Source organism: Bacillus sp. FSL K6-0255 (assembly GCF_045040725.1).
Classification (GTDB): domain Bacteria; phylum Bacillota; class Bacilli; order Bacillales; family Bacillaceae; genus Bacillus; species Bacillus subtilis.
In genome coordinates this window covers 3316947-3335913 of sequence record NZ_CP150278.1, presented here as the reverse complement: position 1 = coordinate 3335913, position 18967 = coordinate 3316947, and the positions used below count along the sequence as shown (strand labels likewise).

18 protein-coding genes and 1 other RNA gene are annotated in these 18967 nt (G+C 45.2%); 17 read left to right on the top strand and 2 right to left on the bottom strand.

Features of this window, described 5'->3' with window-relative positions:
* The first annotated feature begins 51 nt into the window (after nucleotides 1-51).
* The 10 genes from MHB62_RS17430 (at nucleotide 52) to azoRB (ending at nucleotide 9573) form a co-directional block, all read left to right on the top strand.
* Nucleotides 52-792, top strand: coding sequence for a carboxylesterase (locus MHB62_RS17430; RefSeq protein ID WP_003242610.1), 741 nt, complete (start codon nucleotides 52-54; stop codon nucleotides 790-792).
* A gap of 18 nt (nucleotides 793-810) precedes the next feature.
* A complete protein-coding gene (gene rnr / locus MHB62_RS17425) occupies nucleotides 811-3150 on the top strand; it encodes a ribonuclease R (RefSeq protein WP_003228386.1) in 2340 nt (779 codons plus the stop codon).
* Between the two features lie 144 nt (nucleotides 3151-3294).
* A complete protein-coding gene (gene smpB / locus MHB62_RS17420) occupies nucleotides 3295-3765 on the top strand; it encodes an SsrA-binding protein (protein WP_003220025.1) in 471 nt (156 codons plus the stop codon).
* Between the two features lie 176 nt (nucleotides 3766-3941).
* Nucleotides 3942-4304, top strand: a transfer-messenger RNA (tmRNA) gene (ssrA, locus tag MHB62_RS17415).
* A 182-nt stretch (nucleotides 4305-4486) separates the two neighbouring features.
* Entirely contained in the window at nucleotides 4487-5281 is a 795-nt protein-coding gene (locus MHB62_RS17410; protein WP_003228388.1) for an SDR family NAD(P)-dependent oxidoreductase, read from the top strand.
* Nucleotides 5282-5390: 109 nt separating this feature from the next.
* Entirely contained in the window at nucleotides 5391-5963 is a 573-nt protein-coding gene (locus tag MHB62_RS17405; RefSeq protein ID WP_032722523.1) for a TetR/AcrR family transcriptional regulator, read from the top strand.
* Nucleotides 5960-6319, top strand: coding sequence for a multidrug efflux SMR transporter (locus MHB62_RS17400; RefSeq protein WP_032722522.1), 360 nt, complete (start codon nucleotides 5960-5962; stop codon nucleotides 6317-6319). Before MHB62_RS17405 ends, MHB62_RS17400 begins: the two co-directional genes overlap by 4 nt.
* Nucleotides 6316-6717 (top strand): YvaD family protein, encoded by a 402-nt coding sequence (locus tag MHB62_RS17395; protein WP_003242541.1) that lies wholly within the window; start codon nucleotides 6316-6318, stop codon nucleotides 6715-6717. The genes MHB62_RS17400 and MHB62_RS17395 overlap by 4 nt, the downstream gene beginning before the upstream one ends.
* Before the next feature lie 165 nt (nucleotides 6718-6882).
* Nucleotides 6883-8778: an FUSC family protein gene (locus MHB62_RS17390; RefSeq protein WP_032722520.1), complete on the top strand. Its 1896-nt coding sequence runs from the start codon at nucleotides 6883-6885 to the stop codon at nucleotides 8776-8778.
* Between the two features lie 159 nt (nucleotides 8779-8937).
* The gene (gene azoRB, locus MHB62_RS17385; protein ID WP_003235159.1) at nucleotides 8938-9573 is read left to right on the top strand and encodes an FMN-dependent NADH-azoreductase AzoRB; all 636 of its coding nucleotides are present in this window, start codon (nucleotides 8938-8940) and stop codon (nucleotides 9571-9573) included.
* 36 nt (nucleotides 9574-9609) lie between these two features.
* On the opposite strand, the gene iolW is transcribed toward azoRB, so the two are convergent.
* Nucleotides 9610-10686 carry a scyllo-inositol 2-dehydrogenase gene (gene iolW, locus MHB62_RS17380; RefSeq protein WP_015714706.1) on the bottom strand — a complete coding sequence of 359 codons (1077 nt, stop codon included), beginning with the start codon at nucleotides 10684-10686 and terminating at the stop codon, nucleotides 9610-9612.
* Between the two features lie 127 nt (nucleotides 10687-10813).
* Between iolW and csoR the strand changes: the two genes are divergently transcribed.
* From csoR to MHB62_RS17345, 7 genes are all read left to right on the top strand, one after another.
* Nucleotides 10814-11119 (top strand): copper-sensing transcriptional repressor CsoR, encoded by a 306-nt coding sequence (gene csoR, locus MHB62_RS17375; RefSeq protein ID WP_003228404.1) that lies wholly within the window; start codon nucleotides 10814-10816, stop codon nucleotides 11117-11119.
* Between the two features lie 74 nt (nucleotides 11120-11193).
* Nucleotides 11194-11403, top strand: coding sequence for a copper chaperone CopZ (gene copZ, locus MHB62_RS17370; protein ID WP_003228406.1), 210 nt, complete (start codon nucleotides 11194-11196; stop codon nucleotides 11401-11403).
* Between the two features lie 83 nt (nucleotides 11404-11486).
* Nucleotides 11487-13898 (top strand): copper-exporting P-type ATPase CopA, encoded by a 2412-nt coding sequence (gene copA, locus MHB62_RS17365; RefSeq protein WP_015714705.1) that lies wholly within the window; start codon nucleotides 11487-11489, stop codon nucleotides 13896-13898.
* 159 nt (nucleotides 13899-14057) lie between these two features.
* Nucleotides 14058-16166, top strand: coding sequence for a heavy metal translocating P-type ATPase (locus MHB62_RS17360; RefSeq protein WP_142374218.1), 2109 nt, complete (start codon nucleotides 14058-14060; stop codon nucleotides 16164-16166).
* 119 nt (nucleotides 16167-16285) lie between these two features.
* The gene (gene bdbD, locus MHB62_RS17355; protein WP_003228414.1) at nucleotides 16286-16954 is read left to right on the top strand and encodes a disulfide bond formation protein BdbD; all 669 of its coding nucleotides are present in this window, start codon (nucleotides 16286-16288) and stop codon (nucleotides 16952-16954) included.
* Nucleotides 16955-16958: 4 nt separating this feature from the next.
* Nucleotides 16959-17375: a disulfide oxidoreductase gene (locus MHB62_RS17350; RefSeq protein WP_003228417.1), complete on the top strand. Its 417-nt coding sequence runs from the start codon at nucleotides 16959-16961 to the stop codon at nucleotides 17373-17375.
* 185 nt (nucleotides 17376-17560) lie between these two features.
* The gene (locus MHB62_RS17345; protein ID WP_032722513.1) at nucleotides 17561-18172 is read left to right on the top strand and encodes a trimeric intracellular cation channel family protein; all 612 of its coding nucleotides are present in this window, start codon (nucleotides 17561-17563) and stop codon (nucleotides 18170-18172) included.
* Nucleotides 18173-18281: 109 nt separating this feature from the next.
* On the opposite strand, the gene MHB62_RS17340 is transcribed toward MHB62_RS17345, so the two are convergent.
* Nucleotides 18282-18716 (bottom strand): hypothetical protein, encoded by a 435-nt coding sequence (locus tag MHB62_RS17340; protein WP_014477979.1) that lies wholly within the window; start codon nucleotides 18714-18716, stop codon nucleotides 18282-18284.
* Nucleotides 18717-18967 lie beyond the last annotated feature (251 nt).

Genomic DNA, 18967 nt, shown 5'->3' with positions numbered 1-18967 from the left:
TAAACTGTGGAAAACTAAAATGATCGTGCAGATAGAAAGGGAGACATGAGCATGAAAGTTGTGACACCAAAACCATTTACATTTAAAGGCGGAGACAAAGCGGTGCTTTTGCTGCATGGCTTTACAGGAAATACAGCGGATGTAAGGATGCTGGGACGATATTTGAATGAACGCGGCTATACGTGCCACGCGCCTCAATATGAAGGACATGGCGTCCCGCCTGAAGAACTTGTACATACGGGGCCCGAAGACTGGTGGAAAAACGTAATGGATGGCTATGAATATTTAAAATCTGAAGGTTATGAGAGCATTGCTGCCTGCGGACTGTCGCTTGGCGGGGTTTTTTCGCTGAAATTGGGTTACACTGTACCCATAAAGGGAATTGTCCCAATGTGCGCACCGATGCATATTAAGAGTGAAGAGGTCATGTATCAAGGCGTTCTTTCATACGCTCGCAATTACAAAAAGTTTGAGGGGAAAAGCCCGGAGCAAATTGAAGAGGAAATGAAAGAATTCGAAAAAACGCCGATGAATACCCTCAAGGCGCTGCAAGACTTAATTGCTGATGTGCGGAATAATGTCGATATGATTTATTCACCGACATTTGTGGTGCAGGCCCGTCATGACCACATGATTAATACCGAAAGCGCCAATATTATTTACAACGAAGTGGAAACTGATGATAAACAGCTGAAATGGTACGAGGAATCAGGGCATGTCATTACACTCGACAAAGAACGTGACCTCGTCCATCAGGATGTGTATGAATTTTTAGAGAAGCTCGATTGGTAATCAACAGGAGGTCGGATAATGGAAAAAGAAGCATTTATGGAAAAGCTTCTCTCGTTTATGAAGGAAGAGGCGTACAAACCTCTGACCGTTCAGGAACTTGAGGAGATGTTAAATATTACGGAAGCCGAGGAGTTTAAAGAGCTCGTCAAAGCGTTAGTCGCCTTGGAAGAAAAAGGGCTTATCGTACGGACGAGAAGCGACCGCTACGGCATTCCGGAGAAGATGAATTTAATAAAAGGAAAGATTTCAGCCCATGCGAAAGGATTCGCCTTTTTGCTGCCTGAGGATACGTCGTTAAGTGATGTGTTTATTCCGCCTAATGAGCTAAATACGGCAATGAACGGCGATATCGTCATGGTGCGTCTGAACTCACAATCAAGCGGCTCCAGGCAGGAAGGAACCGTCATACGGATTTTAGAAAGAGCGATTCAGCGGGTTGTCGGCACGTATACAGAAACGAGAAACTTCGGCTTTGTCATTCCGGACGACAAAAAAATCACGAGTGACATCTTCATTCCGAAAAATGGGAAAAATGGAGCTGCGGAAGGGCATAAGGTTGTTGTCAAGCTGACGAGCTATCCTGAAGGCCGCATGAACGCAGAGGGTGAGGTTGAAACCATTCTCGGCCACAAAAACGACCCGGGCATTGATATTTTATCGGTCATTCATAAGCACGGCCTGCCGGGAGAATTTCCAGCTGACGCGATGGAACAGGCATCAAGTACGCCTGACACGATTGATGAAAAAGATCTGAAAGACCGCCGTGATCTCCGTGACCAGGTGATTGTCACCATTGATGGTGCGGATGCGAAGGATTTGGATGATGCAGTTACCGTGACGAAGCTTGATGATGGAAGCTACAAGCTTGGCGTTCACATAGCTGATGTCAGCCATTACGTAACCGAAAACTCGCCGATTGACAAAGAAGCGCTTGAAAGAGGGACAAGTGTGTATCTGGTTGACCGTGTCATCCCGATGATTCCGCACAGATTGTCAAACGGCATCTGCTCCTTAAATCCAAAGGTTGACCGCCTGACGCTTTCTTGTGAAATGACAATTAACAGTCAGGGACAGGTGACAGAGCACGAGATCTTCCAAAGTGTCATCAAAACAACGGAAAGAATGACATATTCAGATGTGAATAAAATTCTTGTTGATGATGATGAAGAGCTGAAACAAAAATACGAGCCTCTTGTTCCGATGTTCAAAGACATGGAGCGTCTGGCTCAAATTCTGCGCGATAAGCGGATGGACCGCGGCGCCGTTGACTTTGATTTCAAAGAAGCAAAGGTGCTTGTTGATGACGAAGGAGCGGTTAAAGACGTTGTGATCAGAGAACGCTCTGTCGCCGAGAAGCTGATTGAAGAATTTATGCTTGTAGCAAACGAAACAGTTGCGGAGCATTTCCATTGGATGAATGTCCCGTTTATATACCGGATTCACGAAGAGCCGAATGCTGAAAAGCTGCAAAAGTTTTTAGAATTTGTGACGACATTTGGCTATGTGGTGAAAGGAACGGCGGGGAATATTCATCCGCGCGCGCTGCAAAGCATTCTGGACGCTGTGCGTGACAGACCAGAGGAAACGGTTATATCTACTGTTATGCTCCGTTCGATGAAACAGGCGAAATACGACCCGCAAAGCTTGGGGCACTTCGGTCTGTCAACGGAATTCTATACGCATTTCACATCACCGATCCGCCGTTACCCGGACTTAATCGTTCACCGTCTGATCCGAACGTATTTGATCAACGGCAAGGTCGATGAAGCGACACAGGAAAAGTGGGCTGAACGCCTGCCGGATATCGCCGAACATACATCATCTATGGAGCGCCGTGCAGTTGACGCCGAGCGTGAGACGGATGATCTGAAAAAAGCGGAATACATGCTTGATAAAATCGGTGAAGAGTTTGACGGCATGATCAGCTCTGTGACAAACTTCGGAATGTTCGTCGAGCTGCCGAATACAATCGAAGGGCTCGTCCACGTCAGCTTTATGACAGATGACTACTACCGCTTTGACGAACAGCATTTCGCAATGATCGGCGAGCGGACAGGCAACGTCTTCCGCATCGGGGATGAAATCACAGTCAAGGTTGTCGATGTCAATAAAGATGAGCGCAATATCGACTTTGAAATCGTCGGCATGAAGGGCACTCCGCGGCGTCCGAGAGAATTGGACAGCAGCCGGAGCAGAAAACGCGGAAAGCCTGCCAGAAAACGTGTTCAAAGCACCAATACACCTGTTTCTCCAGCCCCGTCTGAGGAAAAAGGGGAATGGTTCACTAAGCCGAAGAAGAAAAAGAAAAAACGCGGCTTCCAGAACGCGCCGAAACAGAAACGGAAAAAGAAGAAATAGCAGCTCAACCAGCAAATAGGGCCGCAGCGCTCTATTTGCTTTCTTTCGGAAACAGCTTTTCATTGTAGCGGTACGTGACATTTGGTAAAATAGAGCGTATCGCAAAAGGTGGACAGTTTTTCCTTAGAGAGAGGAGGTTCTGGCATGCCAAAAGGGTCAGGAAAAGTATTATCTCAAAATAAGAAAGCCAACCACGATTATTTTATAGAAGAAACCTATGAAACAGGCATCGTTCTGCAAGGAACCGAAATCAAATCGATTCGCGCCGGCCGCGTAAACCTTAAGGATTCCTTCGCCAAAATCGAACGGGGAGAAGTGTTTCTCCACAATATGCACGTCAGCCCATATGAGCAGGGAAACCGCTATAACCACGATCCGCTCCGGACAAGAAAGCTGTTAATGCACCGCAAGGAGATTAATAAGCTGATCGGGTTAACAAAGGAAAAAGGCTATTCTCTCGTTCCGCTGAAGCTGTATTTAAAAAACGGCTTTGCCAAAGTGCTTCTAGGCCTTGGAAAAGGGAAGAAGAACTATGACAAACGGGAAGACCTGAAGCGTAAGGACGCGAAGCGGGAAATCGAAAGAGCGTTCAGAGACAGTCAAAAAGGCTTCTAAAGGCATAGTGCTTGATTCGAAAATCAGGCCTGTGCTATACTGTGTTCACGATCAGATCACGTCGCCATTCATTTGAAGGATTTGACAATTGAAAAGAGCCGTGATCATGTTATAATAAGACTATAGCCAGTTTGAGTGAGAGCTTGATATTTTCTCCCGTATTTCCCTTATACCAAGGGGACGTTACGGATTCGACAGGGATGGATCGAGCTTGAGCTGCGAGCCGAGAGGCGATCTCGTAAACACGCACTTAAATATAACTGGCAAAACTAACAGTTTTAACCAAAACGTAGCATTAGCTGCCTAATAAGCGCAGCGAGCTCTTCCTGACATTGCCTATGTGTCTGTGAAGAGCACATCTAAGTAGGCTACGCTTGCGTTCCCGTCTGAGAACGTAAGAAGAGATGAACAGACTAGCTCTCGGAAGGCCAGCCCGCAGGCAAGAAGATGAGTGAAATCCTAAATATGCAGGCTACGCTCGTAGACGCTTAAGTAATCGATGTTTCTGGACGTGGGTTCGACTCCCACCGTCTCCATACATACTGACAATAAAGCAGAACCTCTTAAGAGGTTCTGCTTTATTTTTTCTCCAAACCACAGGCACCAAAAAGTGCGTACTTCCATTTCAATCCCAGCTGTTTCATACTGATTGCAGAGCAGATGTTTCACCAATCAGATTTCTGTCAATAAATAAGAGGAATCAAAAACGGAGGGATGAATAATGAAGCTGAATTTACAAGGAAAAACCGCACTGGTGACCGGTTCGACATCAGGGATCGGAAAAGCTATTGCCTCTTCGTTAGCTGAAGAAGGTGCGGCAGTGATCATTAACGGACGCCGGGAAGAGAAAGTGAATCAAACGATAGATGAACTGAAAACACAACATGCTGAAGCGGTTCTTTATCCGGCTGCATTTGATTTGGGAACAGAAGAAGGCTGCAATGAGCTGTTTCAGGCATATCCAGAGGTTGATATTTTGGTCAACAATTTAGGGATTTTTGAACCGGCGGAGTACTTTGATATTCCCGACGATGAATGGTTTCGTTTTTTTGAAGTGAATATTATGAGCGGTGTAAGGCTGACACGCAGGTATTTGCATAACATGATAGAGAAAAAAGAAGGGCGTGTGATTTTCATTGCCAGTGAAGCAGCGATTATGCCATCACAGGAAATGGCCCATTACAGTGCGACAAAAACGATGCAGCTGTCCATTTCCCGCAGTTTGGCGGAGCTGGCAACCGGCACGAATGTCACAGTCAACACCGTCATGCCGGGCTCTACCTTAACAGAGGGTGTGGAAACCATGCTGAACTCGCTGTATCCTGGTGAAAACCTGACTGTTCAAGAAGCTGAGGCACGTTTTATGAAAGAAAACCGGCCGACATCTATTATTCAAAGACTGATCCGTCCGGAAGAAATCGCCCACTTCGTTACATTTTTAAGCAGCCCGCTTTCCTCTGCGATCAATGGTGCGGCACTTCGGGCGGACGGCGGTTTGGTCCGCAGTGTCTTTTAAACCTCTCCCAACAGGAGAGGTTTTTTATATATTGTTGATTTCCATAAATTTCTGCCGTATAATATTGGTACCGAAATAGTTTTCTTGGTACCGAAAGCGGGGGATTAATATGGATAAAAGAATTCTGGCGGAAACTTTCCGGCTGATCAAGCAAAAAGGATTTTCATTTACGATGAATGATTTGGCTGCAGCGCTGGGAACGAGCAAACGGACGCTCTATGCATATTATTCATCTAAAGATCAGCTTGTTGAGGCGGTTGTCGAACAATTTTTAGCCGAAATGAAGCAAATGGAAAGAGACATCTATGAAAATGAAAGTTTAAATGTGCTTGAAAAGGTGAAAAAAATGCTGATCAGCCTTCCGCAGGGGATGGAACTGCTGAACATGGGATTATTAAATGAACTAAAGAAATACCATTACGATGCGTGGCTTACATTAGACACGTTTATTAAGGCAGAATGGGCCATTGTCCTAGAATTATTAAACGAGTGCAAGCAGCAAAAGAGAATCAGAAACATCAATCCGGACCTGTTTATTCACATGTATATAGGGAGCATCAATCAAGTGTATGACCCTGAATATCCGCTGAAACATCAGTTCACGACAGGAGAGGTGCTTGAATCAATTGTAGATGTTTTGTTTAACGGTATAACAGCTGATGAGGAGGCTGATGCGACGTGAATTGGGTGTTTCTATGCTTGGCGATTTTGTTTGAGGTTGCGGGAACTGTCAGCATGAAGCTATCGTCTGGTTTTACAAAGCTTATTCCCAGTTTGCTGTTGATTTTCTTTTATGGAGGGAGTCTTTTCTTTCTGACGCTTACGCTTAAATCCATTGATGTATCAGTTGCTTATGCTGTATGGTCAGGGATGGGAATTGTCCTGATTACAGTCGTTGGTTTTTTGTTTTTTCAAGAACATTTTAGTGTCATGAAAGTCATTTCAATTGGATTGATTATTGCCGGTGTTGTGTCTTTAAACCTGATCGAGCATGCTGCGGTGTCTGAGCCGGTACATAAAAGCGGGCAGTACAAATGAGATATATGAAGCTGTTTTTTCTCGTGACTGATATCGGTTTTATCTTGTACTGGCTGTCAGCCGGGTTTTCGCTCATACCGGAAAGCTGGGCTTTTAAACATCATGACCATCCGTTTATGATCGCTTGGAACTGGTCTTTTTTTCCGCTGGATATCCTGATTTCTGTCACAGGGTTGTACAGCTTGTACCTACAGCGGGTGAATCGTGCTGACTGGAAGCTGATGGCGCTGATTTCTCTTGTGCTGACCTGTTGTTCAGGTCTGCAGGCGCTATCATTCTGGACATTCAGCAGTGACTTTGATCTTGTGTGGTGGCTGTTTAATGGGTATCTATTGATTTATCCTTTATTTTTTATTCACCTGCTCTTAAAGGAAGGCAGAAGGACAAAACAGTCCTGACAGGTGCCGCTTTTATGATAATAAACTGATGTAATAAAGCAGAGACGGTATAAGTCTCTGTTTTTTTATCGGGCGCACCAATTGAGAAGCTAACCGCGTTTTTGGGCATACTAAAGCGAAGAAACGGGAAAAGTTCTACACATTCATTGAAAAGGATTTTGTCAAATGAACAAAACTGCTGCGAACAATCAAAGAATCATGCCTATCGTGAAGGATGCCTTTCGCATTCATGCAAATCCATTTCCTTGGAAAAAGGCTATCGGATCAGGTTTCGCTTCAGGGTTTCCTGTGCTGGTCGGAGCATTGGCAGGTCACACGGATTACGGATTAACTGCAAGTATCGGAGGCTTTGTTTATTTATATGCGGGCGGTGAATCATACAAAAAGCGCGCCTTGAAGCTGCTCTTGGTTTCCATTGGGATCGCCCTCTCATTTGGCTTAGGGACGCTTTTGTCCGGGATGCTTTGGATGATGGCGGCTGTTTTGGGGCTGATCGGTGCAGCGGCGATGTTTATTTTTAGCGCGCTCGGCATTCAAGGCCCTGCGCCGATGTTTTTTGTCCTTGCCTTTTTAGTCAGTTCCGGGCTGCCGGCCGATCCTTCACAAGCGCTGTTCAGAGCGGGACTGACGTTTCTCGGCGGCATCTTCGCCATGGGTATCGCTTTAATCGGCTGGTTATCGAACAAACATGGACCGGAGGGAGCGGTGCTGCAAAAAACATATCATCAGCTGGCTGCATGTCTTTCAGCCGTCGGAACGCCAGGTTTTCATAACGCACAGCATCAGACGGTGCTCATGCTTAGAACAGCCCGCCAAACGGTTCTTGGGAAAGGGAACAGACGGAAAAAATCGCGGCATGATGAACGATTTTTTCGCCTCCTTGAGAAAGCTGACGACATATTTATTGCCATTATTCATTTTTCAGCTGAAACGCCGGACAGAGAGACCGCGCAGATTGAAAAGGCACTTCGCCAAACCGGAGATATGCTTGCGAATGCACGGGTTTTCAATACGTTTCAGATTAATGAAAATGAATCTGAGCCTAGGCGGAAGCTGTTTGAAGAAATCAATGAGGTTTTGAATATCGCTTCAGGACGTTTTGATAAGCAGCTTGACGGGGAACCAAGCCGCCTGCCATCCTCTTTTTACTTTTTGAGAAATGCTTTTGACTGGAAGTCTCCAGTTTTAATTAGAGCGTTAAAGTACGGAATTGTTCTGTTTGCCGCCGATATGTTTGCCCTCGTATTCGGCTTTGCACGTTCCTATTGGATTCCGCTTTCGGCAGCAGCGGTCATGCTTGGCACTACTGTTGTTTTTACGCTTCACAGGGCTATTCAGCGTTCGGCCGGAACGGTGATCGGTGTTATACTGGCAGGCGCAATCCTGTTTTTTAAGCCGGGCGGTGTTTATATTGCGTTTTGTATTGCAGCGCTGCAATGTCTTCTTGAGATGCTGATCGTCCGCAATTATGCGCTGGCTGTTCCCTTTTTAACCGCAAATGCGCTTGTTATCACAGAAAGTATGCATGGCGGCGCGGGCGCCGGTTATTTTATGATAGCGAGGCTGACTGATGTAGCTGTCGGCAGCGTGATCGGGCTGTTGGGGACAATACTTTTGTGGCGGCGGTTTTCAACGAAGCGACTGCCTGAACTGATGGGGAACGTCATCCGGCTGGAAGGGCAGTTTATGGAGAAACTGTTAACCGGGCAGAATGCCGACGAACACAAGTTAAGGGTGAGTCTTGTCAGGCTTCGGGATGCGTATGACAAGGCCCTTGGAGAGTTTCCTCATGCGAATGCGGAGGCGCTCTGGCCTGCCATTTCCGGTGCTCAGCACTTAGGGTACTATTTGCTCTCGGCGCAAGCTCACCGCCGTCCGCCTGCTCCGTTTTCTGATGAAGAGATCAACCAGCTGCGGGCGTTTTTTGAACAGGCTGAGCAATCCTTTATCATGAAAAGGATGCCTGCGGATATTCAAGTGCCGCATGTTCCTCATTATCCTCGGATCAGTAAAGAATTGTCCGCGCTGTATTCCGGCTTGAGAACAGCTTTTGAAAAGTAAGCTGTTTGGGAAAGTTAAATAATCTTTAATTCGAGATGTTTTACTTGAAAGTAAATTTCTTTGTCTCTATAATAAAGTCTAAGAGAGACAGAATAATCATTATGCATCTGTATGATAATAATTGATGTGTGATTTTTAAAAACGAAAGGGCTGGTAAAAATGGCAAAAGTATTATATATCACTGCTCATCCGCATGACGAAGCAACTTCGTACAGTATGGCAACAGGTAAAGCATTTATCGAATCTTACAAAGAAGCGAATCCAAATGATGAAGTTGTACATATCGATTTGTACAAAGAAAACATTCCGCACATTGACGCAGATGTATTTAGCGGATGGGGAAAGCTTCAGTCAGGTACAGGCTTTGAAGAGCTTTCTGAAAGCGAAAAAGCGAAAGTAGGCCGTTTGGGAGAGCTTAGCGATCAATTTGCATCAGCTGATAAGTACGTATTTGTTACTCCTTTATGGAACTTCTCATTCCCGCCAGTGATGAAAGCGTATCTCGATTCTGTTGCTGTTGCAGGAAAATCATTCAAATACACAGAACAAGGCCCTATTGGCTTGTTGACTGATAAAAAAGCAATTCATATCCAAGCGCGCGGCGGCTACTATTCAGAAGGCCCTGCGGCTGAGATGGAAATGGGGCACCGCTACATCGGCATCATGATGAACTTCTTCGGCGTACCATCATTCGATGGCATTTTCGTAGAGGGACATAATGCGGAGCCTGATAAAGCACAGCAAATCAAAGAAGACGCGATTGCGCGTGCGAAAGAAGCAGGAAAAACATTCTAATGAAAAAGCCTCCCCTTACTTGGGGAGGCTTTTGTTTTATTGCTCCAGCATAATGGTTCGTTTCTCTTTACTGCTTTTCATCGCGGCTTCAATGATGCGGATGACATTAATACCTTCCTCAGCAGTGACTGGCAGCGCAGCACCTTCCCGTATGCTTTCCGCTATTTTGCGGTAATAAGTAAGGTAGGAGCCATTTACTGATGGGATCGTTTCTGTTTTTTTGTCGGAGCCACGAATGGTTGTAAGCTGTCCGTAAAACTCCGGATCATCCGCACCCCAGCTGTCATCCTCTGGTTTTCTTCCCGCTCTGAGTGCGTCTTCCTGTCCGTCAATTCCATATTTGATAAAGCTGGAATCTTTTCCATGGATTTGATAACGAGGTCCGTTTGCCGGAACGATTGATCCTCCGTATAGAATGGCTTGAAGCTTGCCATAGTCCAGGGTTAAATGAAAATAGTCAACCGTTTCAGCATTTTCCCGCTGGGCCATCACGTTTGCAGTCACGGCTTTAGGCATCCCAAACAAATGCAGGGTTTGGTCTATGATGTGGGAGCCGAGATCATACAGCGTACCAGTGGCAGTGCCTTCTTTTTCCCGCCACCGCGCTTGAACTTCAGGTCTGTAGCGGTCATAGGAAACTTGATATGTATTGATATCTTCAAGGGATCCTTCAGAGATCAGCTTTTTAATCGTTAAAAAATCGTTATCCCAGCGTCGGTTATGATATACGCTTAATAATACGCCTTTTTCATCGGCAGCCCTTTTTAATGTTTCCCCCTCTTCGGCCGTTGCTGTCATTGGTTTTTCCATCACAACATGTTTTCCGGCCTGTATGCATGCCATAGCATGCTCGTAATGAAGGCCGCTCGGGGTGGTGACAATGACAAGCTCAATGGCAGGGTCATTTGTGATTTCCTCAAGCTCATGTACAACCTCAGCATCTGGAAAATCCCGTTTCACTTCTTCTGTCCGAGATGTCATGATTTTGCTGATTTGATATTCATCCAGAACATCCAGCAGCGGCCCGTGAAAAACAGAACCGGACAATCCGTATCCTAATATCCCAACCTTGATCGTATCCACTTTTCTTCTCCCCTTTAAAAGCGTTATCAACAGAAGTATATACCCTCCTGATCAAATGGTAAAACCAAACTGATTCATTTTTTGCGTCGGCATGCTTAGACAACCGTTTGGACAATCAGTATAATGGGAATTAATATCATTAAACAGAGGTGTGCGCATGGAAAAGCATAACGAACATAAAACATTAAACCATAAAAGCTCGAAAGAAAAAGATCAGATTACAAACCGGCTTAAGCGGATTGAGGGTCAAGTCAGAGGCATTCAAAACATGGTGGAAAACGACAGATATTGTGTAGATATTCTTGTGCAAATTTCAGCTGTTCAGGCGGCAATGAAAAATGTGGCGCTTCATTTGCTTGAGGATCATGCCCATCATTGTGTAGCAGATGCCATCAAAAGCGGAGACGGGGAACAGGCCATTTCTGAGCTTTTGGACGTATTTAAAAAGTTCACAAAATCATAAAGCGTTTTTTTATTGTAATACCCTACGGGGGTATGGTAGGATAAAAATACAAAGAATAAACAGGAGGAATTAATATGGAACAAAAAACATTGCAAGTTGAAGGAATGTCCTGTCAGCACTGCGTCAAAGCAGTAGAAACGAGCGTAGGAGAACTGGACGGCGTCAGTGCCGTTCATGTCAATCTGGAAGCGGGTAAAGTCGATGTTTCGTTTGATGCTGACAAAGTATCAGTCAAAGATATTGCGGATGCGATAGAAGATCAGGGCTATGACGTAGCTGAGTGATTCAAGGTATCGCGCCTTTAGGGAGGCGCGATATTTCTTTCATTTTTATATACCCCCCAGGTGTATATAAAGGAGTGAGTATGTTGAGTGAACAAAAGGAAATCGCGATGCAGGTCTCTGGTATGACCTGTGCGGCATGTGCTGCCAGAATTGAAAAAGGCCTGAAGCGGATGCCCGGTGTCACGGATGCAAATGTTAATCTGGCAACGGAAACATCAAATGTAATCTACGATCCTGCTGAAACAGGGACTGCAGCGATTCAGGAAAAAATAGAGAAGCTGGGCTATCACGTCGTTACAGAAAAAGCTGAATTCGATATTGAGGGCATGACCTGTGCGGCTTGCGCCAATCGGATTGAAAAACGGCTTAACAAAATAGAAGGCGTCGCAAATGCTCCAGTAAACTTCGCTTTAGAAACAGTTACGGTCGAATACAATCCGAAAGAAGCGTCTGTCAGCGATTTGAAAGAAGCGGTAAATAAGCTTGGATATAAGCTAAAGTTGAAGGGTGAACAGGACAGTGAGGCTGCTGCTGCTAAAAAGAAAGAAGAACTGAAGCAAACGGCGAGACTGATTTTTTCAGCTGTCCTGTCGTTTCCATTGCTTTGGGCGATGGTGAGCCATTTTACATTTACATCATTCATTTGGGTACCGGATATATTTCTCAATCCGTGGATGCAATTTGCGCTGGCGACACCAGTCCAGTTTCTGATCGGCTGGCCGTTTTATGTGGGTGCCTATAAGGCGCTCAGAAATAAAAGCGCCAATATGGATGTATTGGTCGCCCTCGGTACGACGGCTGCTTACGCTTATAGTCTTTATCTTACTTTTCAAAGCCTTGGCTCTCACGGGCATACAGACGGCCTTTACTATGAAACAAGCGCGATTTTGCTGACGCTGATTTTATTAGGCAAGTTGTTTGAAACAAAAGCAAAAGGCCGTTCCTCGGATGCGATTAAAAAGCTGATGAAGCTTCAAGCGAAAACAGCGACTGTTGTAAGAGACGGACAGGAGCAAATTATCCCGATCGACGAAGTGCTTGTTAATGACATTGTTTACGTCAAACCTGGCGAACGAATTCCTGTCGACGGAGAAGTGGTTGAAGGCCGCTCAGCAGTTGACGAATCGATGATTACAGGAGAAAGTCTTCCTGTTGACAAAAATCCTGGTGACAGCGTGACAGGTTCAACCGTTAACGCAAACGGTTTCCTGAAAATTAAAGCTGTCAACGTCGGAAAGGATACTGCGCTTTCTCATATCATCAAAATTGTTGAGGAAGCACAAGGGTCAAAAGCGCCGATCCAGCGTCTCGCTGACCAGATTTCAGGCATTTTTGTACCCATTGTATTGGGGATTGCGGTTCTCACTTTTCTCATTTGGTATCTTTGGGCGGCTCCTGGCGATTTTGCCGAAGCGATCAGCAAGTTCATTGCGGTTCTTGTCATTGCCTGTCCTTGCGCCCTCGGTCTTGCCACTCCGACGAGCATAATGGCTGGATCTGGACGCGCTGCTGAATTCGGGATTTTATTTAAAGGCGGCGAGCATTTAGAAAAAACACATCGTCTCGATACAATTGTTCTTGATAAAACCGGAACCGTGACAAACGGGAAGCCGCGTCTGACGGATGCCATTCCATTCGGCCGTTTTGAAGAAAAAGATTTGCTTCAATTTGCAGCGGCAGCGGAAACGGGATCAGAGCATCCGCTTGGCGAAGCGATTATTGCTGGCGTGAAAGATAAAGGGCTTGAGATACCGAAACTTACCCGCTTTGAAGCAAAAGTCGGCGCAGGCATTTTGGCTGAAGCCGGAGGAAAAAGCATTCTCGTCGGCACAAGAAAATTAATGGAAAGCGAACAGGTTGAGCATGGGACTCTTCTCGCCAAAATGGAAGAGCTAGAGGCAGAAGGAAAAACCGTTATGCTTGTTTCCATTGATGGAGAAGCAGCTGGGCTAGTAGCGGTTGCAGATACGATTAAGGACACGTCACGGAAGGCTGTTGCCCGTCTGAAAGAGTTGGGCCTTGATGTCATCATGATGACAGGAGACAATCGCAGAACTGCAGAAGCCATTGCGAAGGAAGCGGGAATTACGAATATCATTGCGGAAGTCCTTCCTGAACAAAAGGCAGCAGAAATCGCCCGCCTACAAAAAGAAGGCCGCCAGACGGCAATGGTAGGCGACGGAATTAACGATGCGCCGGCGCTTGCCACAGCTGACATCGGCATGGCGATTGGAACTGGAACGGACATTGCCATGGAAACAGCAGACATTACACTGATTCGCGGCGATCTGAACAGCATTGCCGACGCAATCCGCATGAGCAGATTGACAATGAAAAACATTAAACAAAACTTATTCTGGGCGCTTGGCTATAACAGCCTCGGCATCCCAATCGCAGCACTTGGATTTTTAGCACCGTGGATAGCAGGAGCAGCAATGGCATTCAGCTCCGTTTCCGTTGTTCTGAATGCTCTTCGTCTGCAAAAAGTAAAATGAAAAACCGGCTATATGCCGGTTTTTGTTTTTCATTGACACTTTCTTGGAAAACAACATATAATAGGTGTAACTTATATATGAGTATATGCTCATATATATAAAATAAATACAATACTCATTGATACACTTTGAAGAGGGAACCCTAAATCGGAAGGTAAGGTGAGACTAGTGAAACAGGAATACGTTCTGGACGGTTTGGATTGCAGCAATTGTGCCCAAAAAATCGAAAATGGAGTCAAAGGCATAAAAGGCATTGACGGATGCGCGGTAAATTTTGCGGCAAGCACCTTAACTGTCTCAGCCGATGGGAAAGAAGAGCAATGGGTCACGAATAAAGTAGAGAAAAAAGTGAAATCAATTGATCCGCATGTAACGGTTCGCCAAAAGCATATAAAGAAATCAGCTGATGATGGCTATCGTAATCGAATGGTCAATATGCTGATGAGAATGGCGGCGGCTGTCATTCTCGGCGCAGCGGCATATTTGGTTCATTCGGGAACCATTGAACTTTTCCTTTTTCTCGCTGCTTATTTGATCATCGGCGGTGATATTATGATCCGTGCAGTCAAAAACATCATCCGAGGTCAGGTGTTTGATGAGCATTTCTTAATGGCTCTTGCTACAATCGGCGCCTTTCTGATTCAGCAATACCCTGAGGGCGTCGCCGTTATGCTGTTTTATCAAATCGGTGAGCTTTTTCAAGGTGCCGCGGTCAGCCGTTCCAGAAAATCAATTAGTGCGTTAATGGACATACGGCCTGATTACGCCAATCTCAAAACAAAGAACGGCATCGAACAGGTTTCCCCGGAGGACGTTCAGACAGGAGACATCATTGTGGTTAATCCGGGAGAAAGCATACCCCTGGACGGTAAGGTCGTGCAAGGGTCAGCGATGGTTGATACATCTGCTTTAACAGGTGAGTCCGTTCCGAGAAAAGCTGCGGAAGGACAAGATGTAATGTCAGGCTTTATCAATCAAAACGGCGTTCTGCATATTGAAGTCACAAAGGGCTATCAGGAATCAGCAGTATCAAAAATATTAGACTTGGTTCAGAATGCGAGCAGCCGTAAAGCCCGGACAGAAAACTTTATCACGAAGTTTGCCAAGTATTATACACCTGCTGTTGTGATCATCGCGGTATTGCTGGCCTTTGTTCCGCCGCTTGTTCTTTCTGGCGCCGCGCTTTCCGATTGGGTGTACCGCGCGCTTATCTTTTTAGTGATTTCTTGTCCTTGTGCGCTTGTTGTCTCCATTCCGCTCGGTTTCTTCGGCGGAATCGGAGCGGCCTCAAAGGCCGGAGTGCTTGTAAAGGGAAGCAATTATTTAGAAGCTTTGAATCAAGTCAAATACGCGGTGTTTGATAAAACGGGAACACTAACAAAAGGAAGCTTTGAAGTGACAGAAATCAAACCCGCGGAAGGTTTTACAAAGGATAGATTACTTGAAGCGGCGGCATACGCTGAGCTTCATTCACAGCATCCGATTGCTGAATCTGTGCGTAAAGCTTACGGGAAAATGCTTTCCTCCGATGAGATTGAGTCATACGAAGAAATCTCCGGTCACGGCATTTTTGCAAAGGTAAATGGAACTGAGATCCTTGCTGGGAATAAAAAGCTCATGGAAAGAGAACAAATTGAGGATGTCCCGGATGAAAATGCTGGAACAATCGTACACGTTGCTGTTGATCAACGCTATGCCGGAGCAATCATCATAGCGGATGAGATAAAGGAAGACGCAGCACAAGCGGTTGCTGATCTGAAGTCGCTTGGGATCAAACAGACAGCTATGCTGACGGGTGATTCGAAACAAACGGGAGAAGCCGTCGGAAAACAGCTTGGGATTGGTGAGGTATATGCAGAGCTGCTGCCGCAAGATAAAGTCGCGCAGGTCGAAGCATTGGAAGCTAAGCTTTCACCTAATGAAAAACTCATTTTTGTCGGTGACGGCATCAATGATACGCCGGTGCTTGCCCGCGCAGATATAGGGATCGCGATGGGAGGCCTTGGCTCAGACGCCGCAGTAGAAGCCGCAGACATCGTGCTGATGACAGATCAGCCGTCAAAAATAGCGGAAGCGATTCGGATTGCGAAACGGACACGGCGAATCGTGTGGCAAAACATCGGCTTTGCTTTAGGTGTGAAAGCGATCTTTCTCATTCTTGGTGCATTTGGAATTGCGACCATGTGGGAAGCGGTTTTCTCAGATGTCGGCGTTACACTGCTTGCTGTGGCGAACGCCATGCGCGTCATGCGTCTCAAAAACAAATAAATTGTCGGAGAGAATTCATTTTTTCGGGGTTTTCTTATCAGCGCTTGTCTTGTTAAAATAAAGAAGTGGGTCAATTGCGATCCGCTTCTTTTTTAATTTTAAAACGATGAGGTGTCGGAGTGAAAAAGAAACAGCAGTCTTCTGCGAAATTCGCGGTCATCCTTACGGTTGTGGTTGTTGTATTGCTAGCAGCCATTGTCATCATTAATAACAAAACGGAACAAGGTAATGATGCGGTGTCCGGGCAGCCGTCTATCAAAGGGCAGCCTGTGCTTGGCAAGGACGATGCACCGGTAACTGTAGTAGAATTCGGAGATTACAAATGTCCGTCTTGCAAGGTGTTTAACAGTGACATCTTTCCAAAAATACAAAAAGACTTTATTGATAAGGGCGATGTGAAATTTTCTTTCGTGAACGTCATGTTCCATGGAAAAGGTTCAAGGTTAGCGGCTCTTGCATCTGAAGAAGTATGGAAGGAAGACCCTGACTCTTTCTGGGATTTCCATGAAAAGCTGTTCGAAAAACAGCCGGATACGGAACAGGAATGGGTAACCCCAGGCCTCCTTGGTGATCTTGCAAAAAGCACCACAAAGATAAAACCTGAGACGCTCAAGGAAAATCTTGATAAGGAAACATTCGCTTCTCAAGTGGAAAAGGATTCTGACCTTAATCAAAAAATGAACATACAGGCAACACCGACGATTTACGTCAATGATAAAGTGATCAAAAATTTTGCGGATTATGATGAAATCAAAGAGACAATAGAAAAAGAGCTGAAAGGGAAGTAACGATATGAAAAATAGAATCGTATTTTTATATGCTTCTTGGGTTGTGGCTCTTATCGCTATGCTGGGCAGCCTGTATTTCAGTGAAATCAGAAAGTTTATTCCATGTGAACTGTGCTGGTACCAGCGTATCCTCATGTATCCGCTCGTCCTGATTTTAGGCATCGCCACCTTTCAAGGGGACACACGAGTGAAAAAATATGTGCTCCCGATGGCGATTATAGGGGCATTCATTTCGATCATGCATTACTTAGAGCAAAAAGTGCCCGGCTTTAGCGGCATTAAGCCATGTGTCAGCGGCGTGCCGTGCTCGGGCCAATATATTAACTGGTTTGGTTTTATTACGATTCCATTCCTGGCCCTGATTGCTTTTATCCTGATTATCATTTTTATGTGCCTGCTGAAAGGCGAAAAATCTGAATAACAAAAAAAGCGCCCGCGTATGCCGGGCGCTTTTTTAATTTCGCAAACTCATGCCATTCATCAATGCGGCATTCCCTCTAAATTTATCTTTTTTTCTCATAAAAATGTTATTGATTTTACGCTTGAGCGATTATAAAATCTAGAGGTCGTCAGAAAATTTAACAAACATAAAAGGGAGTCATCAGAATGGCTTGGGAGCTGCTCAGTGTGATTGGCATCATTGCGTTTGCAGTCAGCGGCGCAATTGTTGCGATGGAAGAGGAATATGATATTTTAGGAGTTTATATATTAGGGATTGTCACCGCTTTTGGAGGAGGAGCGATCCGCAATTTGCTGATCGGTGTTCCGGTGTCAGCGCTATGGGAGCAGGGAGCGTACTTTCAAATCGCGCTTTTATCTATTACAATTGTGTTTCTGTTTCCGAAGCTGCTGCTGAAGCATTGGAATAAGTGGGGCAATTTATCAGATGCGATCGGCCTCGCTGCCTTTGCTATCCAAGGCGCACTGTATGCTGTCAAAATGGGCCATCCGCTTAGTGCCGTGATCGTGGCTGCGGTGCTGACGGGAAGCGGGGGCGGAATCATCCGCGACCTTCTTGCCGGGCGCAAACCGCTTGTGCTGAAGGCAGAAATTTATGCAGTCTGGGCGGCTCTCGGCGGTTTAATCGTCGGCTTGGGCTGGCTGGGAAACTCGTTCGGCTTATACGTTCTGTTTTTCGTGCTCGTTGTTTGCCGGATTTGTTCCTATATGTTTAATTGGAAGCTGCCAAACCGTTCTTTTCGCTTAGATAGTCAGTAAAATAAAAGAAACCTCTCCGTCATGGAGAGGTTTCTTTTATGGTAGCCTGCCGGGATCAAATAAAAAGTCCTTTTCGAATGCTGACCGCGCAGAGCAAAGCTATTTGAAATTAATAGGTAGCCCAAAAGGTATAGCTGATGGTTTTTTTAGTTCCTGTGTTAGTGAATTTGAATCTGTATTTTGTTTTGTAGCTTTTAGAAGCTTGTTTGTAACTTAAATTTGTAGAGCCTTTTTTCGTTGCATAAAAAGTTTTAACATTTTTCCAGCCTTTATTTGTCTTTTGTTGCAGAGTTGCTGTGATTTTCCCGCTGCCTGATCCGTTTGCTGTCATGTTGGCCCAAGTTCCTCGTCCCGGATAATAAATCTGAAATGTTGGCGAGTAAGTATAGTTTTTAAATGAGCCCGAATGGTAATGAGTACTCCATATTTGCCCTTTTTTAACCCAATCTTTAGCTTCCGCTTTGTTGTTTACTAGGTCAATAGCAGTAAAACTTGTTACGGCTACGACGAATGCCAGCAACATCATAGATAGCTTTTTCTTCACTGAGTATTTCCTCCTAACTAATTCTGATTCTTTCTTCATGTTTATATCATAAACTGAGAGAAATAATGTAACATCGTCCTATTCTCCCAAATGAAAAACTTCAATTTGTTGAAATATGTCGAAATTGGATGAAAAATGACTATTTTACTGCGACTATAGATACGATAGCAAGGATGTAGTTGCTTTATGGAAGATGACAATAACAGCCAGTTTAGTCATTCTTCACGTTAGATGAACAGACAAACACGGTA

Coding starts and splice junctions, on each gene's coding strand:
- MHB62_RS17430 (WP_003242610.1), top strand. CDS start 52: ATGAAAGTTGTGACACCAAAACCATTTACATTTAAAGGCGGAGACAAA.
- rnr (WP_003228386.1), top strand. CDS start 811: ATGGAAAAAGAAGCATTTATGGAAAAGCTTCTCTCGTTTATGAAGGAA.
- smpB (WP_003220025.1), top strand. CDS start 3,295: ATGCCAAAAGGGTCAGGAAAAGTATTATCTCAAAATAAGAAAGCCAAC.
- MHB62_RS17410 (WP_003228388.1), top strand. CDS start 4,487: ATGAAGCTGAATTTACAAGGAAAAACCGCACTGGTGACCGGTTCGACA.
- MHB62_RS17405 (WP_032722523.1), top strand. CDS start 5,391: ATGGATAAAAGAATTCTGGCGGAAACTTTCCGGCTGATCAAGCAAAAA.
- MHB62_RS17395 (WP_003242541.1), top strand. CDS start 6,316: ATGAGATATATGAAGCTGTTTTTTCTCGTGACTGATATCGGTTTTATC.
- MHB62_RS17390 (WP_032722520.1), top strand. CDS start 6,883: ATGAACAAAACTGCTGCGAACAATCAAAGAATCATGCCTATCGTGAAG.
- azoRB (WP_003235159.1), top strand. CDS start 8,938: ATGGCAAAAGTATTATATATCACTGCTCATCCGCATGACGAAGCAACT.
- csoR (WP_003228404.1), top strand. CDS start 10,814: ATGGAAAAGCATAACGAACATAAAACATTAAACCATAAAAGCTCGAAA.
- copZ (WP_003228406.1), top strand. CDS start 11,194: ATGGAACAAAAAACATTGCAAGTTGAAGGAATGTCCTGTCAGCACTGC.
- MHB62_RS17350 (WP_003228417.1), top strand. CDS start 16,959: ATGAAAAATAGAATCGTATTTTTATATGCTTCTTGGGTTGTGGCTCTT.
- MHB62_RS17345 (WP_032722513.1), top strand. CDS start 17,561: ATGGCTTGGGAGCTGCTCAGTGTGATTGGCATCATTGCGTTTGCAGTC.